Below are 15,461 nucleotides of genomic sequence, written 5' to 3'. Positions count from 1 at the left end.
ATGAAGTACGTAAAATGTGAGAAAAAATGAAAAAGCTCCTAGGCTGCTAGAATGAACTCTGGCGCTTGCTGAGCTTTTTTTAATATAATAATCTTTAAATTATTCTTGTAATTTTATACGTGCTACTTAATATAATTCAAAGTGTAATCTACACAATCAATAATTTTTTGTACACCTTTTACTAAAATTCCTTTTTCGGTTGAAAGAGAAATTCTGAAGTATCTGTCTGAATATTGGAAATCACTTCCCCTGGCCACAATTACATGAAAGTGTTTTTCCAGCAATTTATAGTATAGGTCAATGTCCTTGATGGTTTCTGGTACTTCAATAAACATGTATAAGCCACCCTTGTATGAGGAGCAAGGAAAATATTTACTCCTAGTAAAAAGTTTGGTTAATTCTGCACCGGTCTGTTTAATTTCCTCAATATGGTGGGTATATTTCTCTGGTTCTTCCAAAATTATTTCCCCGATGAACTGACTAATAGTTGGAGCACTAAAAGTGATACCTTCATTATAAAAGCCATCCCGTTCAATAATATTGGCCGGTGCAATGACGTAGCCAAGACGTATTCCGGGTATAGCAAAACTTTTGGAAAAGCTGCTGACTAAAATTTGATGAGAAATATCAGTTGAAATTGGTTGGTATTGGTAATTGCTAGGATAATCGCTGTAAACGTGATCGTCAACCACGAAAATATTTTTTTCTTCACAGAGATTATTCAAGAATTCTCGGTCCGTTGGCGATAAACTGGCTCCAGTAGGATTGTTAGGATAATTAATAATAATAGCCTTGGTATTTGCATTGACGGCTTTTTTGATTTGCTCAATTGGCAGTGCAAAAGTAGGAGACTCTGATTTAACAATTACTGGAGTTGCGCCAACGCCTGCAATTAAATTTAAGTATGAAGGGAAAAATGGGGCAACAACAATAATTTCATCAGATTTAGTATTGATGATAGATCTTAATGATAAAAAAGCACCATGCAGACATGAAACGGTGATTTGAATATTATTGATGTCAATATCCTTTATACCATAGGTTTCACTGTAATATGATACAATCCTTTCCCTCAGTTCAGGCAGTCCTAAACCCGGAGTATATCCATTTCCAGCATGCTCAACTCTTTTTACTAATTTATCAATTATTCTCTTGTTTATTCCGGAACGAAAATCTCCAATAGATAAGTCAATGTAATCGGATGGAAGTATATTAACGTCTAAGCTCATAATACGCTAACCTTTCTTTAAGTAAATTATTGTCTAAATCATATTCTTTAATTAAAAAAAGGTCAACTTGACTAAAAAATAAATCCAAGTATAAATGAGCGGTTTTGCTCATATATACTTGGATTTTTAGCTAATCTCACATTAATTTAGTTTAGAAAGGCTTAAATAACGTGTTGAAATTCAATTTATATTTTTACAATCAGTTTAAGGCTTATGAAATTCACCATCAAGAGTATCATCATGACGATTTTTTTCAGGCATCACAATTGCAGCAATAATATATAAAAGCAGTCCGGGAAATGTTGTACATAGTATTAATGCTGCACCACCAATTCTGGTCCACGCTTTATCCCAACCGAAATATTCTGCCACACCGCCAAATACGCCGGATATAACTTTATCCTGGGATTTTGTTAATCGTTTTTGCATGACTGTGCCTCCTTTTGTATTAATTTTAATACAAAATAATCATTAAAGTATATATTAAAATATTTTTTATTATAAAAATACTAGTTACAATATCAATATGGGAAAAATCAAATTCAAAGCATGCCACACACAAAAATATATTATTGTTTGCAACATATAAGGATTATGATGTTGGCTTCATCAGAGTCGAGTAGTTAAGTTGGAGTCAGGGTCTTTGGAGCTTTCACTTTTATTGCTTGCGCAGCGCAAAAGTATCAGAATAACAAAAGAGCTAATCCCTAGAGATTAGCTCTTCCTACACAAATGCCCCGAAAAAGATTCGAACTTTCACTTAGTTACCTAAACAGCGACCTGAACGCTGCGCGTCTGCCAATTCCGCCATCGGGGCTTATTATTTTTAGCACAGTAATAATCATACCAAAAATTTGGTAAAATGTAATCATAAAACGTAAAATAATTAAAAAAAATCAGGAAAGGGTGATTTGTACTTGAAAAAGAAAGCTAAAGCGATCATTTTAATTTTTATCAGTTTATTAATTTTAGTGGTTCCTGTGGATGTAAAAGCCGCCCCAGAGTTACCTGATAACTATAATAAAAATGAAGTCAACATTGATGCCAAGGCGGCAATTGCTATAGACAGTAAAACAGGACAGTTGCTGTATGGTAAAAACATTAATAAGCAATTACCTATAGCTTCGATGACCAAATTAGTGACTGTCTATTTGACACTAAAGGCGATTGATCAAAATAAAATAAATTGGGATACTAAAGTAACGCCAACTCAGCAAATCTTTGCTGTTGCAAGTAACAGAGAATATTCCAACGTTCCGCTTCGTATGAAACATACCTATACGATCAGGCAGTTGTATCAGGCAACGTTAATTGAATCAGCTAATGGAGCCGCAATGATGCTAGCACAGGCAGTTAGTGGTTCCCAAGTAGCTTTTGTCAAACAAATGAAAAAGCAGCTAAATAAATGGGGTATTAAGAGCAATCAGATATATACGACTTGTGGTTTACCTAACAAGAGTGTGGGTAACGATGGCTATCCGGATGCAGATAAAAACGCCGAAAATATGTTGTCGGCCAAAGAGATGGCAATCATAGGGCAGCATTTAATTCAAGATTTTCCGGAAGTGCTCAAAACTACTAACATTGCTAAAATGAATTTTATTGACCAAAAAATGGCGATACCAATGAGCAATTTTAACTGGATGTTAAAAGGAATGCCGCAGTATCGCAAACGGTTTAAGATTGATGGCTTAAAGACGGGAACAACTGATGCTGCTGGTGCTTGTTTTATTGCAACCGCGCGCCATCAGGGTGGCAGAATCATCACGGTCATCATGGGAGCAAAACATTTAACCAATACTGACCCAGCGCGTTTTATTCAGACTGGCAAGTTACTTGATTATGTTTATCAGAACTATCAGCCTCTAGTCTTTCAGCGTAATGAAGTAATTATTGGTCATACTAATGTAGAAGTTCACAACGGAGAAGCCAGACAAATAAATATTGGTATGAAGAATAAAAGTCTGATTTGGGTGCCTCAAAATGGTCCAAAATTTAAAGTGGGTTTAAAGGCAAAAGTTGTTGAAGCTCCCATTAAAGAGGGGCAAAGAATTAATTATTATTACTTTAAAGCCGGTAAAAATAAAATTATTTCTCTGCAACAGCCTAATGGCTTACTTTTACCTGCTCAGGCATTACAATCAACTAATAAAGTTAACTTTTTAATTCGATTTTGGCGTTGGCTATTTGGAGGCTAATCATGTCTGAAATAACTGCAAAGATTTTGACAAAAGTAATTAAAAAACGACCCAGTAATTCACATAAGGGTAATTATGGCAGAATCCTGTTAATTGGGGGCAATGAAAATTATGGTGGTGCGATCATTATGGCAGCTGAAGCTGCGCTTAATAGCGGTGCAGGTCTAATTTCAGTAGCTACCCATCCAGTTAACTTGAATGCACTACATGCTCGTAATCCTGAGGTAATGTTCATTGATTGGCGTGATCGGAACTTACTAAATTTAATCACTAAAATGGATGTTATTGTTTGCGGACCAGGGTTAGGAACTAACTCTTTTGCTCATCAAATGATGCTTACTCTTTGTCAGAATGTTTCCTCAAATCAAACATTAGTTTTGGACGCAAACGCTTTGGATTTAATTGGACAAGACCCTAAGCTAATCCCGACCAGTGCTGGCTTGATCGTTTTAACACCTCATCAAATGGAATGGCAGCGTTTAAGTCAAATTAGAATTCCTTATCAAACTGATAGTGCTAATTTGAGTGCTTTAAAAAAGATTTTTCCTACCCAAAATGTTATTTTGGTTTTAAAATCAAATCGCACTCATGTTTATACTAGTACTAACGAAATTTTTGTAAATACTAGCGGTAATCCTGGTATGGCTACCGGTGGAATGGGAGATACATTAGCAGGGATAATTGGTGGCTTTATAGCACAGTTTGGGGGCACGCTAGATCCAGTCCTGGCTGCAATTTATCTTCATTCCTTAGCTGGCGATAGAATTGCTGAAACGGATTATGTGGTGCGCCCAACTAAAATAAGTGCAATATTGCCTCAGTTGATGAATCAATATGCTGACAAAGGATAGATTTTCCGTTGAAACACAAATATGATTTGGAGAAAAGTTATTATATGAAAAAAAGTCTATTAAAAGTTCTTACTGCTTTTTGTATTATTCTAATATGCGCTATCAGTCTTGCGCGGGTTTTCATGCCTACTCAGCCCAAAATGGATAATAAAACTAAGGATGCCAAGAAAACAGTGGTTATAAAAACTGCTGCATCTTACCGTCCTTATCAAGACCCTAAAGACTTGCGTTCTCCTTTCAATTGGAAAAAAGCGAGTGAAACTAAGCCTTATCCCAAAATAAAGCATTCTGAAAACAATTTGAAAATTAGAGTATCGCTTAAAGGTAATCGTGTTTATGTTTTACGTGGCAATCAAAGAATATATACCATGTTAGCGAGTGCAGGACTTTTTAAAAAGAATAAATCGTTAACACCAACCGGAACATACAAAATAAAGTATGATCGTGGAGATTCTTTTTATAATCCTGAATTAAACGAGGGCGCTAATAACTGGACCAGCTGGGACAAGGAAAATGTTTATCTTTTTCATTCGGTTCCGACAAAAAGTAATGGCAAATACAACATTAAAGAGGCTGAAAAGTTGGGAGTTAAGCCTGCTTCTCACGGTTGCATCAGGTTAAGCGTTCCCGACTCACGTTGGTTGGTTGAAAACATTCCTGCCGGCACAAAGGTAATTATCAAAAATAACTAAAAAATTTGGCGCAGACATTATTTGCTGTTATAATCATTTGATGAAAGTAGTTAGAAGTAGTAGGCATTTTTTCCAATATAGCGAGCTTGAGATTGATGAGAGTCAGGCTGGAAAAATGACTGAAGGCGTGTCTAACCGACCAATTAGAAAATTTAATAAGCGGATACTTTGTATCAAAAAGAGTGGTACCGCGGGTTATTCTCGTCTCTTCTTCAAGTTAGTGAAGGAGAGACTTTTTTTGGCATTTAGGAGGGAAAAATGGATTTTAAAGACAAGGTTGTCGAGTTGGTTGCTGGACAGGTTGACCTTTCCAAAGAGCAAATCAGTTCGTTAATTGAAAGGCCCAAAAATGAAAAGATGGGTGACTATGCATTTCCAGCCTTTGCTTTGGCAAAAGTGGAACACAAAAATCCTGCAGTTATTGCACAAAATATTGCCAGTGAGCTAAAGAGCACTGATTTTGCATCTATCACAGCTGTAGGTCCATACGTTAACTTTTCAATAGATCATAGCAGATTGATCTCGCAAAGTCTTGCAGAAATTTTGCAGCAAAAAGAGCACTTTGGGGATCAAAACTTAGGAAAGGGCAATGTCCCGATCGATATGTCTAGTCCTAATATTGCCAAGCCAATGTCTATGGGCCATTTAAGGTCGACTGTGATTGGTAATTCAATTGCTAAAACTTTGGCAAAAGTTGGCTATACGCCTATAAAAATTAATTATTTAGGTGACTACGGCACTCAATTTGGAAAATTAATTGCTGCTTATAAGCATTGGGGCGTTGAAGAAGATGTGAAAAAAGACCCCATCATGAATTTGTTTAAGTACTACGTAAAATTTCACAAAGAGGCTGAAAAACATCCAGAACTGGATGATGAAGGACGTGCTTGGTTTAAAAAACTAGAAGATGGCGATCCCGAAGCAGTTAAATTATGGCAATGGTTCCGGGACGTATCTCTAACTGATTTTAATCGTATTTATAAAGAACTCGGTGTAACTTTTGATTCTTATAAAGGCGAAGCTTTCTTTAATGATAAGATGCAGCCGGTTATTGATGAATTAAAAGAAAAAGGACTTTTGCATGAATCTCGCGGTGCACAAGTTGTTGACATGGGTAAAGATGAAAATCCAGCTTTGATTGTGAAATCTGACGGCACTAGTATTTACTTAACACGTGATTTGGCAGCAGCCATTTATCGTCAAAATACGTATCATTTTGTCAAAATGCTTTATGTTGTCGGTAATGAGCAGTCCCAGCATTTTGTGGAGTTAAAAACCGTTCTGAAGAAAATGGGCTATGATTGGGCTGACGAAATTTATCATGTTCCTTTCGGCTTAATTACTCAAAATGGTAAAAAGCTTTCTACTAGAAAAGGGAATGTAGTTTTCCTTGATCAGGTTTTACAGGATGCTGTTAACTTGGCGCAAAAGCAAATTGAGCAAAAGAATCCTGATTTAGCTAATAAAGACCAGGTCGCTCATGATGTGGGAGTTGGAGCAGTAATTTTTCACGATTTGAAAAACGAGCGGACTGAAAACTTTGATTTTGATCTTGACGAAGTTGTCCGTTTTGAAGGAGATACTGGTCCTTACGTGCAATACACAAACGCGCGTGCTCAAAGCGTTTTGCGTAAGGCTGCTGAACAAGGACATAAACCTGGTCTTTCTAATATAAAGATAGATGATAACTGGTCTTTTGGAGTTACTAAATCTTTGGCCGACTTCCCTCGAATCATTGCTCGCAGCAGTGCTAAGTTTGAACCGTCAATTATTGCTAAATATGCACTTGATTTAGCTAAGAAGTTTAATAAATATTATGCTAATGTCAAAGTGTTGGTTGATGATGATCAAATAAGTGCTCGATTGGCATTAGTTCAAGCAACCTCAATTGTTTTAACCGAGGCTTTGCGACTATTAGGTGTCAATGCTCCTAAAGAAATGTAAAAATTTTCAAAAATAACGTTTTCATCAAATAAAAGATTGTTCAATGCTTAATTAATACGATACAATATGACTGTAAGTTTATTAGGAGGTATATTTAATGGCATATTTAGATAATGGTAATCAAATCTTTAAGGATGCTCGTAAAAACCATTATGCAGTAGGTGCTTATAACACTAACAACTTGGAATGGACACGTGCAATTTTGCAAGCAGCTGAAGAAACTAGAACTCCGGTTTTAATTCAGGTTTCTATGGGTGCAGCTAAGTACATGGGTGGCTATAAAGTTGCTAAAGACTTAGTTGAAGATGAAATGGATGCAATGGACATTTCTGTTCCAGTTGTATTGAATTTAGACCATGGTAGCTTTGAAGCTGCTAAAGAATGTATTGCTCTTGGTTACTCATCCGTTATGTTTGATGGTCATGCTTTACCAACTGAAGAGAACTTAGCTAAAACCAAGGAAATCGTTAAGTTGGCTCATGAACGCGGTATTTCAGTTGAAGCTGAAATTGGTAAAATTGGTGAAAACCAAGGAGCCGATGGTGGTGAATTAGCATCTGTTGAAGACGCAAAAACTTTCGTAGCCGCAGGAGTTGACAAACTTGCTTGTGGTATTGGTAACATTCACGGCGTTTACCCAGAAGGCTGGAAGGGCTTGAACTTTGATCGCTTAAAGGAAATTGCTGATGCAGTTTCTGTACCACTAGTTTTACACGGTGGTTCAGGTATTCCTGAAGAGCAAGTTAAGAAGGCTATTTCCCTTGGAATTTCTAAAGTTAACATTAACACTGAATTCCAATTGGCTTTCCAAGCTGCTACTCGTAAGTACTTTGAAGCCCACAAAGATGAAGACAAAGACAACAAGGGTTATGACCCTCGTAAGCTCCTTCTTCCTGGTACTGAAGCAATTACAGCTTCAATGAAGGAAATGATCACTTGGCTTGGTACTCCATCAATTGATGACAAGATTAAGTCAGCTGGTTTTGATAAGAGTTCATTGAATTTGGAATAATAAAATAAAAAGTTTGAAAAAGCTTTAATTTAAAGGCTAATAAATTACGTTGAAGAGACGTTAATTTATTGGCCTTTTTCTTTTTCCAAACTTTTTTAGATTTTTTTGTTCAGACTTTGTTTTTTCTTAATGTTTTTTCTTTCTAATTTCCAAAGGAAGTTCGTGGTATTTTTCTCTAAATTTTTTATAAAAAAAGGTTGTATTTGAAATACCAACTGAGTTAGCAATTTGGTAAACCGAATCATTACTGTGCAACAGCTTCTCATAGGCAACCGACAGTCTTTTATCAGTTAAGACATTTGAAAAAGTATCTCCAAGCTTTTCTTTAAATAGGTTGCCTAAATAATTTCTATTATAATTATATTTAGTAGCAATGCGATTGAGTGATATTGTTTGATAGGAGTTCATTATCTCTCTTAAGATTATTAATACTAGTTTATCTTGTTCACTGTCATAAATTGTTTTTGAATTAATATTAATATTACGAAATAGTAATTTGAAAAAAATATTTATGTATGAATCTAGTATGGAATCCGCATTCTTTTGGTTTTTTAAATATTCTGTAATCATTAATTCCACTATCGTTTGTAAACTAGATTCGGTATCTTCTTTTTTGAATAAAAGAAAATGTTTATCAAAAATATTAGAGTAATACAGGTTCCCAATCGCATCATTTTCACTGAATTTATTTAAATTGTCAAATGCATAATTAATATCTCTAAAAACAATATTTATAAGAATATCTTTAAAGTCAAGTGCCTTAATTGAATGTACTGTTCCTATGTCTAATAGCAACAAATCTCCATTTTCAAGAATTATTTTTTGACCATTAACAATTTCTACTGCTTTTCCACTAAGTACGTAATTGATTTCCACAAATGTATGTGAATGCGTAGGATATGAGGCAAAGCGATTATGCTTCGCAATATAAATCTCTCTTTTTTTAATAAAACCAGTTGTAAAAACAGGTATCTGTGAATTTTCTAGACTAATAAGAGTTTTATTTTTAAAATCGCTATGGAATTTATGGTCAATTAATTGAGAAGACTCAATGGGATTAGGCTCAAGTAACTGAGCGTATATATTTTTTTCCATTATTTCTACCTGTATATCTGTTCTAAATGATTAAACTTTTTGATATTGTACCATTAATATGAATCGCTTACAATTCAAATTGAAAGAAAAAGTAAATGCATTTACATAGAAAGTGATAACATGGAGATTCAATTATGAAAACAAGTCAGACAGAAAAAATACAAGGAAAATTGGGAAAACTATCAGCTTTTTTTAATTCAAATGCGTATATTCAAGCAATAAAAAATGGAATGTTAGCTTATGTACCATTTACTATTATAGCGTCAGTATTTTTAATAGTTGGGAGTTTTCCAATTCCCGAAGTAACAAGTTTTTTAGCTTCCCTTTTTAAATTAAGTGTAAATGAATTTGCTGCAAGATTAGGAATAGTAAATGATGCTAGTTTAGTAATTGGCGGTCTAATTGTTTTGCTAGCTATATCAAAAAATCTCGCGATTGAAATGAAGCTAGATGATACACCGATAATGTTAACAGCACTAGTGTGTTTCTTTATTTTGACACCTTATGAACTTGATAAAAATGGTAATAACATACTTCAGGTTACAAACATAGGGGCTCAGTCCATCTTTTTGGCAATAGTTGTTTCAATTCTTGTCGTTATCGTTTATAGAACTATAGACAAAAAAGGGATTACAATAAAATTACCATCTTCGGTGCCACCTGCTGTTTCAAAACCTTTTGAATCAATTATTCCTTCATTAATTGTTATAACGGTCTTTTGGGTTATAAGGATAATTTTAGGAACATATTTCAATTTGAGTGCGCTTGAGATAATTAATAAGATTCTTGGTACACCATTAAAAGCAGTTGGAGGATCAATTTTTGGTATTGTAATAGCAAAACTATTTTCACAATTTTTATGGTTTTTTGGTATACATGGAGATAGCATCGTTAATAGCGTAATGACTCCAATTCTACAGGTTTTGCAAGATCAAAATAAAACAGCTTATTTAACGCATAAAGCACTACCTAATGTTATAAATCAAAGCTTTTGGGATCAATTTGCCAGCATTGGTGTAGCAGGTGCTATAATTGCCATAACTATAGTTGCACATAGCGAAAGATACAAAGCATTAAAGAAAGTTGCACTTATACCTTATATTTTTGGAATAGGAGAACCAACTTTATTTGGTATTCCATTGATGCTTGATTTTACTTACTTTATTCCATTAATAATAACTCCAGCAGTTTCAGCGATTATTTCATACATAGCATTTGTTACAAATTTAGTTCCAATACCCAATGGAACGGTTCAAGTTCCGTGGACTACTCCTCCGATTATTAGTGGATTTTTAGTAACTGGAAGCTGGCGTGGTGCAATGTTACAGCTCGTTTGCTTCATTGTTGCTACACTCATATGGATACCGTTTGTTAAAATTGCAGATGAGCGAAATTTAAAATTAGAGATTAAAAATGAAAAAGGAAAATAATGACTAGAACTTTTCAGGGATATTGGTTAACGCGAAGACATATTAATTATGGTTTAAGCGAAGAAAAATATTATCAAAAAAATCCATCAGTTATATATTCTGGGAGCTTTAATTTAGAAAAAGTAACTTCTTTAAAGTTAAAAATATGTGTACTAGGTTACTATATTATAAAAATTAATGGTAGACTAGCAAGCAATACTGCTTTGAATAACGATTGGACTTATTTTTCGAAAAGAAAATACTACGATGAATATGATATTACGGGCCTGATTCATATAGGTGAAAATATTATAGAAGTTGAATTAGGTAATGGTATGTATAATCCATTTCCCTTAAAGTTTTTTGGAAAACATAATTTTCGCCATGGTTTAAAAGATGTTGGAGAACCTAAATTTGTCTTAGATCTTTTAGATTTAGAAGGTAATGTCATTTTTACCAGTAATAGTGCTTGGCATTTAATGACAGGTGATCGTATTTTTAATAATTTATTTTTAGGTGAAGAAGTTGATTCTTCTTTTGAAGGAAAACGGCTATCTTACAAAACTGTAAAACTTACTGAAAAAGAACAACAAACACTAGTTAAAAGTTTTATTCCAAAAATTAGAGAATTTGAACCTATTTACTTTGTAAAAATGAGCAAGAAAGGTGAAAATTTAGTAATTGACTTCGGAAAAACAACTTCTGGCTTTTTAAAATTAAACTTTGAATGTACAAAAAATAAAAAAGTTCAGATATTTTATTGCGAAACTAAAGAAAATGGGAAATTAGCTTATGAAACTTCTTTTGCAGGCGGAATTGGAAATATTCCAGGAATAACAGGTGGACCTGGTTCTCCTGAAAAAGCATTTGAAAAGGATGTAATATATGCTAAAAAAGGTATAAATAACTTTAAAAATAAGTTCACTTATCATTCATTTAGGTATATTGAAATAGAAAATTTGAGTATTGATGAAATAAAAAGTTTATTTGCCATACCTGTGCATACCGATTTGAGTCAAACGGGTTTGGTTAAAACAAATAATACTTTTTTAAATAATTTATTTGATGCTGGTATTAATACAAGATTAAATAATGTACATTCGGTTTATGAAGATTGTGCACGTGAACGCCTCCAATATGGAGGAGATATTGTCGCTTTGATTACAGCAATGAGTGATATTTTTGATTTAAGCCAGTTTAATCGTAAGGTAATTGATGACTTTTTGTTAGGGCAAACCGATAGAGGCGGAATACCTGAAACAGCTCCTTATATGGGTATTCAAACAAACGGTACAGGAGATGGTGAGGGGCCTTTATTGTGGCAAATAGTTTTTCCTTATCTTATATATAAATATTATCAATATTACGCAGATCAGAAATTTGTAGCTGATCGTTATCCATACGTGAGAAAACAATATGACTATCTAATGTCATGGGATTTATCAACATTAGCTCAAAAAGATATTGGTGATCATGCAAGTCCAAAGCTAACAAATTTTTACGAAGCTACACCTGACAAAACATTTGTAGGCTATTGCACAATATTATTATTCAATGAATTGACAATCAAAATATCTAACATTTCGGGTAAAGAAATAAATAAGTTATTAGAAGAAAACATAAAAATTAGAAAAACAATTGATCAACTATATAAAAATGAGGACGGTACATACGGACAAAAATCTCAAACGGCATATGCTTTTGCGCTTTTCTTAAATTTGGGAAATAAAAATATACTTTTAAAAGGTTTAGAAAAAAGAATTAAAGAAGAAAATAATATATTCAATTGTGGAATTTTTGGTCAGTCAATTCTTTATACTATATTACACAAGGAAAATAGAGACGACATTGTTTATAAGTGGCTTACTAATTCAGGCGAGATTAGTTTTAGACACATGTTGTCCAATGGAAATCAAGTCTTAAAAGAACAATTTACCGATGGAAAACTATCTGACTCTGGTAATCATGCAATGTTTGCAAGTTATCTGAAATGGTATTTTGAAGCTTTAGGCGGTATAAGTCTTACCGAAAATGCTGTGGGTTTTTCTAAAATATTAGTTAATCCGTATTTTAATGATGAACTTACAACAGTACAAACTTCAATTAATACAATACAGGGTAAAATTAATACAGAGACTATATTAAGAAAAAATAATTGGCATTATTACCTAAGCTTGCCAAATAAGATTGAATATACTTTGGGGGAAAATTTAAAATCCTTTAATATGACTATTAAAAAGTTAGATAATAGAATTAATCTACATTTTTCTCAAAAATAAGTGATAAAATTCCTTTAATGTAAAAGTAAAAAGCTGAGTAATAAAAAGGCTAATAGATTAGTGTTATGTACTCCGTATAAATGGAATGATAATACTAATGATTAGTCTTTTTTATTTTAAATTCCTTTAGCAGCTAGGATTAAATATTGACTGCAAACGAAAAATACCATTTTCATATTCGTATTTTAAAACGGCACAATTCTGATAGTGATTATTACGGTTAAATATATTATATTTTTCCCACTTTCTATAAAAATTAGCTATAGCTCCGGCATGGGAGACGATTAAAATTTGTTTATGGCATGAAGATTCTACAATCTCTGTAATCGCTTTATTAATTCTGGCAACCACTTGTTCTTGAGATTCTCCACCAAACTGAACAAAAAAATCTTTGTATGGTAAAGGCGGATTAAGGTGCTCCCCCTCACCTTCATACGCACCAAAATTCCATTCTCGTAAATCTTTATGAGTTTTAAATGGTAAATTGGTGACTAATTTTAAAGTATCTATCGCCCTTTCAGAAGTGGAGCAATGAGCTTCTTCTAAAGTAATCTGTTCATTTTCAAAATATTCTTTTTTCGTAGTTTGTGCTTGTTTAATTCCCAGAGTGGTCAATGGTGAATCACAAAAGCCCTGTATTTTATGTTGGACATTAAATAAAGTTTGTCCGTGACGCATTAAGTAAACATATTTCATAAATTTGCCTTCTTTTATCTTTTTAAACTAAATTGTAACTAAAAAAGTTTTAAAAATCTAAATGAAAAATGATTGACTTAAACATGAAGTTAAGCGTTATACTCAAGAAAAGGCATAAGGAGGGAAAAATTATGATTTTTGAAGAAACATTTACACTTAATAACGGGGTAAAGATCCCTAAACTGGCATTGGGAACTTGGAAAATTCCCGATAGTGAAGTGGCTTTACCAGTCGAATCTGCTTTAAAAATGGGCTATAGGCATCTTGATACTGCTCAAGCTTATCATAACGAGAGTGGAGTAGGTCAGGGGATTAAAAATTCAGGTATTGCTCGTGACCAAATTTTTGTTAACTCAAAAGTAGAGGCTGAAATTAAAGACTATCAAAAAGCTAAAAAATCTATTGATGAAACTCTTTTGCGAATGGATCTTGATTATTTAGATATGATGATTATCCATAATCCGCAGCCATGGAAAGAGGTAAACCAATCTGATGATCGGCATTTTGCAGGTAACTTAGAAACTTGGCGCGCTTTAGAAGACGCTTTGAAAGAGGGGAAATTACGTGCTATTGGAGTTTCTAGTTTTCAACCGGAAGACTTGCAGAACTTAATTGACAATAGTGATGTTAAGCCTATGGTTAACCAAATTTTGTGTCATATTGGTGCGACACCTAAAAAGCTAATTGATTTTTGTCAGCAGCAGAATATTGTAGTTGAGTCTTTTTCACCTGTTGCGCATGGCGAAGCTTTAAATAATGCTGTAATTCAAAAGATGGCAGAAAAATATCATGTTTCAGTTGCACAACTTTGTATTCGTTACGATTGGCAACTTAATACCGTAGTTTTACCTAAGTCTGTCAATCCAGAACATATGAAACAAAATTCAGAATTGAATTTTGAAATAAGTGAAGATGATATGGCTACTCTAGAAAATATTAATACTTTTGATTATGGCTCTGCCAGTCATTTTCCAGTTTTTGGTGGAAAAAGATAAATAAAAATCAAGAAAAAATTTTACTGTGGAATTTTGAGCTAAACACCTTAATGATTTCAACTAAGTAGTATCAAAGCATTTTAAGTCAAGAACTCTCATTTATGAACAAAAACCAAAGTTTATAAAACTTGAAAAGCGAAAACTTTTGTAATTCAGCCTTTTTCAAATAGTTTGTTAAGAAAATACAACAAATCGCAGAACAAATAACCATAGATGGAACTATTTAAAAATTATATTTTTTGAAATCGCTTGCAATAGGCCCTGAAATAAAATATAATAATTTCAGTGAAATTGTTAGCTTCGGCGCAAAATTCATGAAATTAAACATGGGTGCTATTTCGTTTTGAAAGCAAGACCAAATATTAGACTATTTTAATGTAGTTAATATTTGGCCTTTTTTATTTTGTCTTGAACCAGAAAGGAGGTAGAAATTGAAGATTCTTCATAAACTAAATAACAGTGCAGCTATTTGTACAAATAGTTCTTCAGACTCAATTATTGTTATTGGCAAAGGAATTACTTTTGGTAAAAAAGAAGGAGATGAAATAGATAAGTCGAGAATTGACAAAATTTATACTAATGCTGATCAAAAAATTACTAAACTAATTGAACAAATACCTGATGAATATTTTGAAATGGCCACTATTATTATTCGCTATGCAGAAAGAAAATTAGAACAGCCACTTGCAGATGATGCATACTTTGTTATTTCAGATCATATTTAAGGAATAATGTATCGCTATAAACATAGTATTAGTATGCCTTTTGGTTTTATGCAGGAAGCTGAGCTTTTTTATCGCAAAGAATTTCAAGTTGCGGAATGGATATTGGATTATTTGGATGCGGCTTTAAATGTTGAATTACCTGATGATGAAATTGGTTTTTTAACTATAGATGTTGTTAATTTGATTGGGAATAACAATGGAATGAATGAGCTCAAGCAGATAATGGAAGTTGTTAAAGAAGTCGAAGGGGAAGTAAATGCAATCAAATATTCATATCTTAATTAGATAACACTTGATTAAAAATAACAGTATAATATATCTAAATCATAAAATCAT

General features: G+C 33.3%; 14 protein-coding genes and 1 tRNA gene. 10 read left to right on the top strand and 5 right to left on the bottom strand.

All coding sequences use genetic code 11. From position 1 onward, the window contains the following. Positions 1-122 precede the first annotated feature (122 nt). From LDX54_RS06475 to LDX54_RS06465, 3 genes are all read right to left on the bottom strand, one after another. Complete coding sequence (locus LDX54_RS06475) at positions 123-1,229, bottom strand: pyridoxal phosphate-dependent aminotransferase (RefSeq protein WP_265666557.1); 1,107 nt, start codon at positions 1,227-1,229, stop codon at positions 123-125. 204 nt (positions 1,230-1,433) lie between these two features. Continuing rightward, a complete protein-coding gene (locus LDX54_RS06470) occupies positions 1,434-1,658 on the bottom strand; it encodes a PspC domain-containing protein (RefSeq protein ID WP_046325161.1) in 225 nt (74 codons plus the stop codon). A 304-nt stretch (positions 1,659-1,962) separates the two neighbouring features. Further along, positions 1,963-2,046 (bottom strand) — tRNA-Leu (locus tag LDX54_RS06465). A 100-nt stretch (positions 2,047-2,146) separates the two neighbouring features. Between LDX54_RS06465 and LDX54_RS06460 the strand changes: the two genes are divergently transcribed. The 5 genes from LDX54_RS06460 to fba all read left to right on the top strand — a co-directional run bounded on the left by LDX54_RS06460 (position 2,147) and on the right by fba (position 7,926). Beyond that, a complete protein-coding gene (locus LDX54_RS06460; protein WP_265666558.1) occupies positions 2,147-3,427 on the top strand; it encodes a serine hydrolase in 1,281 nt (426 codons plus the stop codon). 2 nt (positions 3,428-3,429) lie between these two features. Continuing rightward, positions 3,430-4,278, top strand: a complete 849-nt coding sequence (locus LDX54_RS06455) for an NAD(P)H-hydrate dehydratase (RefSeq protein WP_046325159.1) — start codon at positions 3,430-3,432, stop codon at positions 4,276-4,278. Positions 4,279-4,322: 44 nt separating this feature from the next. Then, the gene (locus tag LDX54_RS06450) at positions 4,323-4,970 is read left to right on the top strand and encodes a L,D-transpeptidase (protein ID WP_174795420.1); all 648 of its coding nucleotides are present in this window, start codon (positions 4,323-4,325) and stop codon (positions 4,968-4,970) included. A gap of 258 nt (positions 4,971-5,228) precedes the next feature. Beyond that, the gene (gene argS / locus LDX54_RS06445; RefSeq protein ID WP_265666560.1) at positions 5,229-6,914 is read left to right on the top strand and encodes an arginine--tRNA ligase; all 1,686 of its coding nucleotides are present in this window, start codon (positions 5,229-5,231) and stop codon (positions 6,912-6,914) included. Between the two features lie 97 nt (positions 6,915-7,011). Beyond that, the gene (gene fba, locus LDX54_RS06440) at positions 7,012-7,926 is read left to right on the top strand and encodes a class II fructose-1,6-bisphosphate aldolase (protein WP_034980057.1); all 915 of its coding nucleotides are present in this window, start codon (positions 7,012-7,014) and stop codon (positions 7,924-7,926) included. Positions 7,927-8,052: 126 nt separating this feature from the next. On the opposite strand, the gene LDX54_RS06435 is transcribed toward fba, so the two are convergent. Beyond that, positions 8,053-9,021, bottom strand: coding sequence for an AraC family transcriptional regulator (locus tag LDX54_RS06435; RefSeq protein ID WP_265666561.1), 969 nt, complete (start codon positions 9,019-9,021; stop codon positions 8,053-8,055). 134 nt (positions 9,022-9,155) lie between these two features. On the opposite strand from LDX54_RS06435, the gene LDX54_RS06430 reads away from it, so the two are divergent. Beyond that, positions 9,156-10,451, top strand: coding sequence for a PTS transporter subunit EIIC (locus LDX54_RS06430; protein WP_265666562.1), 1,296 nt, complete (start codon positions 9,156-9,158; stop codon positions 10,449-10,451). Further along, positions 10,451-12,709 (top strand): family 78 glycoside hydrolase catalytic domain, encoded by a 2,259-nt coding sequence (locus tag LDX54_RS06425; protein ID WP_265666563.1) that lies wholly within the window; start codon positions 10,451-10,453, stop codon positions 12,707-12,709. Before LDX54_RS06430 ends, LDX54_RS06425 begins: the two co-directional genes overlap by 1 nt. Positions 12,710-12,835: 126 nt before the next feature. Here LDX54_RS06425 and LDX54_RS06420 read toward each other — a convergent pair whose 3' ends face one another. Continuing rightward, positions 12,836-13,405, bottom strand: a complete 570-nt coding sequence (locus LDX54_RS06420; protein ID WP_046325156.1) for a histidine phosphatase family protein — start codon at positions 13,403-13,405, stop codon at positions 12,836-12,838. Positions 13,406-13,533: 128 nt separating this feature from the next. Between LDX54_RS06420 and LDX54_RS06415 the strand changes: the two genes are divergently transcribed. From LDX54_RS06415 to LDX54_RS06405, 3 genes are all read left to right on the top strand, one after another. Next, the gene (locus LDX54_RS06415; RefSeq protein WP_265667648.1) at positions 13,534-14,400 is read left to right on the top strand and encodes an aldo/keto reductase; all 867 of its coding nucleotides are present in this window, start codon (positions 13,534-13,536) and stop codon (positions 14,398-14,400) included. Between the two features lie 431 nt (positions 14,401-14,831). Then, positions 14,832-15,125, top strand: a complete 294-nt coding sequence (locus LDX54_RS06410; RefSeq protein ID WP_265666564.1) for a CAT RNA binding domain-containing protein — start codon at positions 14,832-14,834, stop codon at positions 15,123-15,125. Positions 15,126-15,131: 6 nt separating this feature from the next. Next, on the top strand, positions 15,132-15,410 hold the full coding sequence (locus tag LDX54_RS06405) for a PRD domain-containing protein (RefSeq protein ID WP_265666565.1): 279 nt from the start codon (positions 15,132-15,134) through the stop codon (positions 15,408-15,410). The last annotated feature ends 51 nt before the right edge of the window (positions 15,411-15,461 follow it).

This window comes from Lactobacillus sp. IBH004, assembly GCF_026185255.2.
GTDB lineage: Bacteria > Bacillota > Bacilli > Lactobacillales > Lactobacillaceae > Lactobacillus > Lactobacillus melliventris.
This window is presented reverse-complemented; position numbering and strand designations above follow the sequence as displayed.

What these genes read in the sequence shown, in the direction of transcription:
- LDX54_RS06425 (WP_265666563.1), top strand. Translation starts at nt 10,451, where the DNA reads ATGACTAGAACTTTTCAGGGATATTGGTTAACGCGAAGACATATTAAT.
- LDX54_RS06430 (WP_265666562.1), top strand. Translation starts at nt 9,156, where the DNA reads ATGAAAACAAGTCAGACAGAAAAAATACAAGGAAAATTGGGAAAACTA.
- LDX54_RS06470 (WP_046325161.1), bottom strand. Translation starts at nt 1,658, where the DNA reads ATGCAAAAACGATTAACAAAATCCCAGGATAAAGTTATATCCGGCGTA.
- LDX54_RS06450 (WP_174795420.1), top strand. Translation starts at nt 4,323, where the DNA reads ATGAAAAAAAGTCTATTAAAAGTTCTTACTGCTTTTTGTATTATTCTA.
- LDX54_RS06420 (WP_046325156.1), bottom strand. Translation starts at nt 13,405, where the DNA reads ATGAAATATGTTTACTTAATGCGTCACGGACAAACTTTATTTAATGTC.
- LDX54_RS06475 (WP_265666557.1), bottom strand. Translation starts at nt 1,229, where the DNA reads ATGAGCTTAGACGTTAATATACTTCCATCCGATTACATTGACTTATCT.
- LDX54_RS06455 (WP_046325159.1), top strand. Translation starts at nt 3,430, where the DNA reads ATGTCTGAAATAACTGCAAAGATTTTGACAAAAGTAATTAAAAAACGA.
- argS (WP_265666560.1), top strand. Translation starts at nt 5,229, where the DNA reads ATGGATTTTAAAGACAAGGTTGTCGAGTTGGTTGCTGGACAGGTTGAC.
- fba (WP_034980057.1), top strand. Translation starts at nt 7,012, where the DNA reads ATGGCATATTTAGATAATGGTAATCAAATCTTTAAGGATGCTCGTAAA.
- LDX54_RS06435 (WP_265666561.1), bottom strand. Translation starts at nt 9,021, where the DNA reads ATGGAAAAAAATATATACGCTCAGTTACTTGAGCCTAATCCCATTGAG.
- LDX54_RS06405 (WP_265666565.1), top strand. Translation starts at nt 15,132, where the DNA reads ATGTATCGCTATAAACATAGTATTAGTATGCCTTTTGGTTTTATGCAG.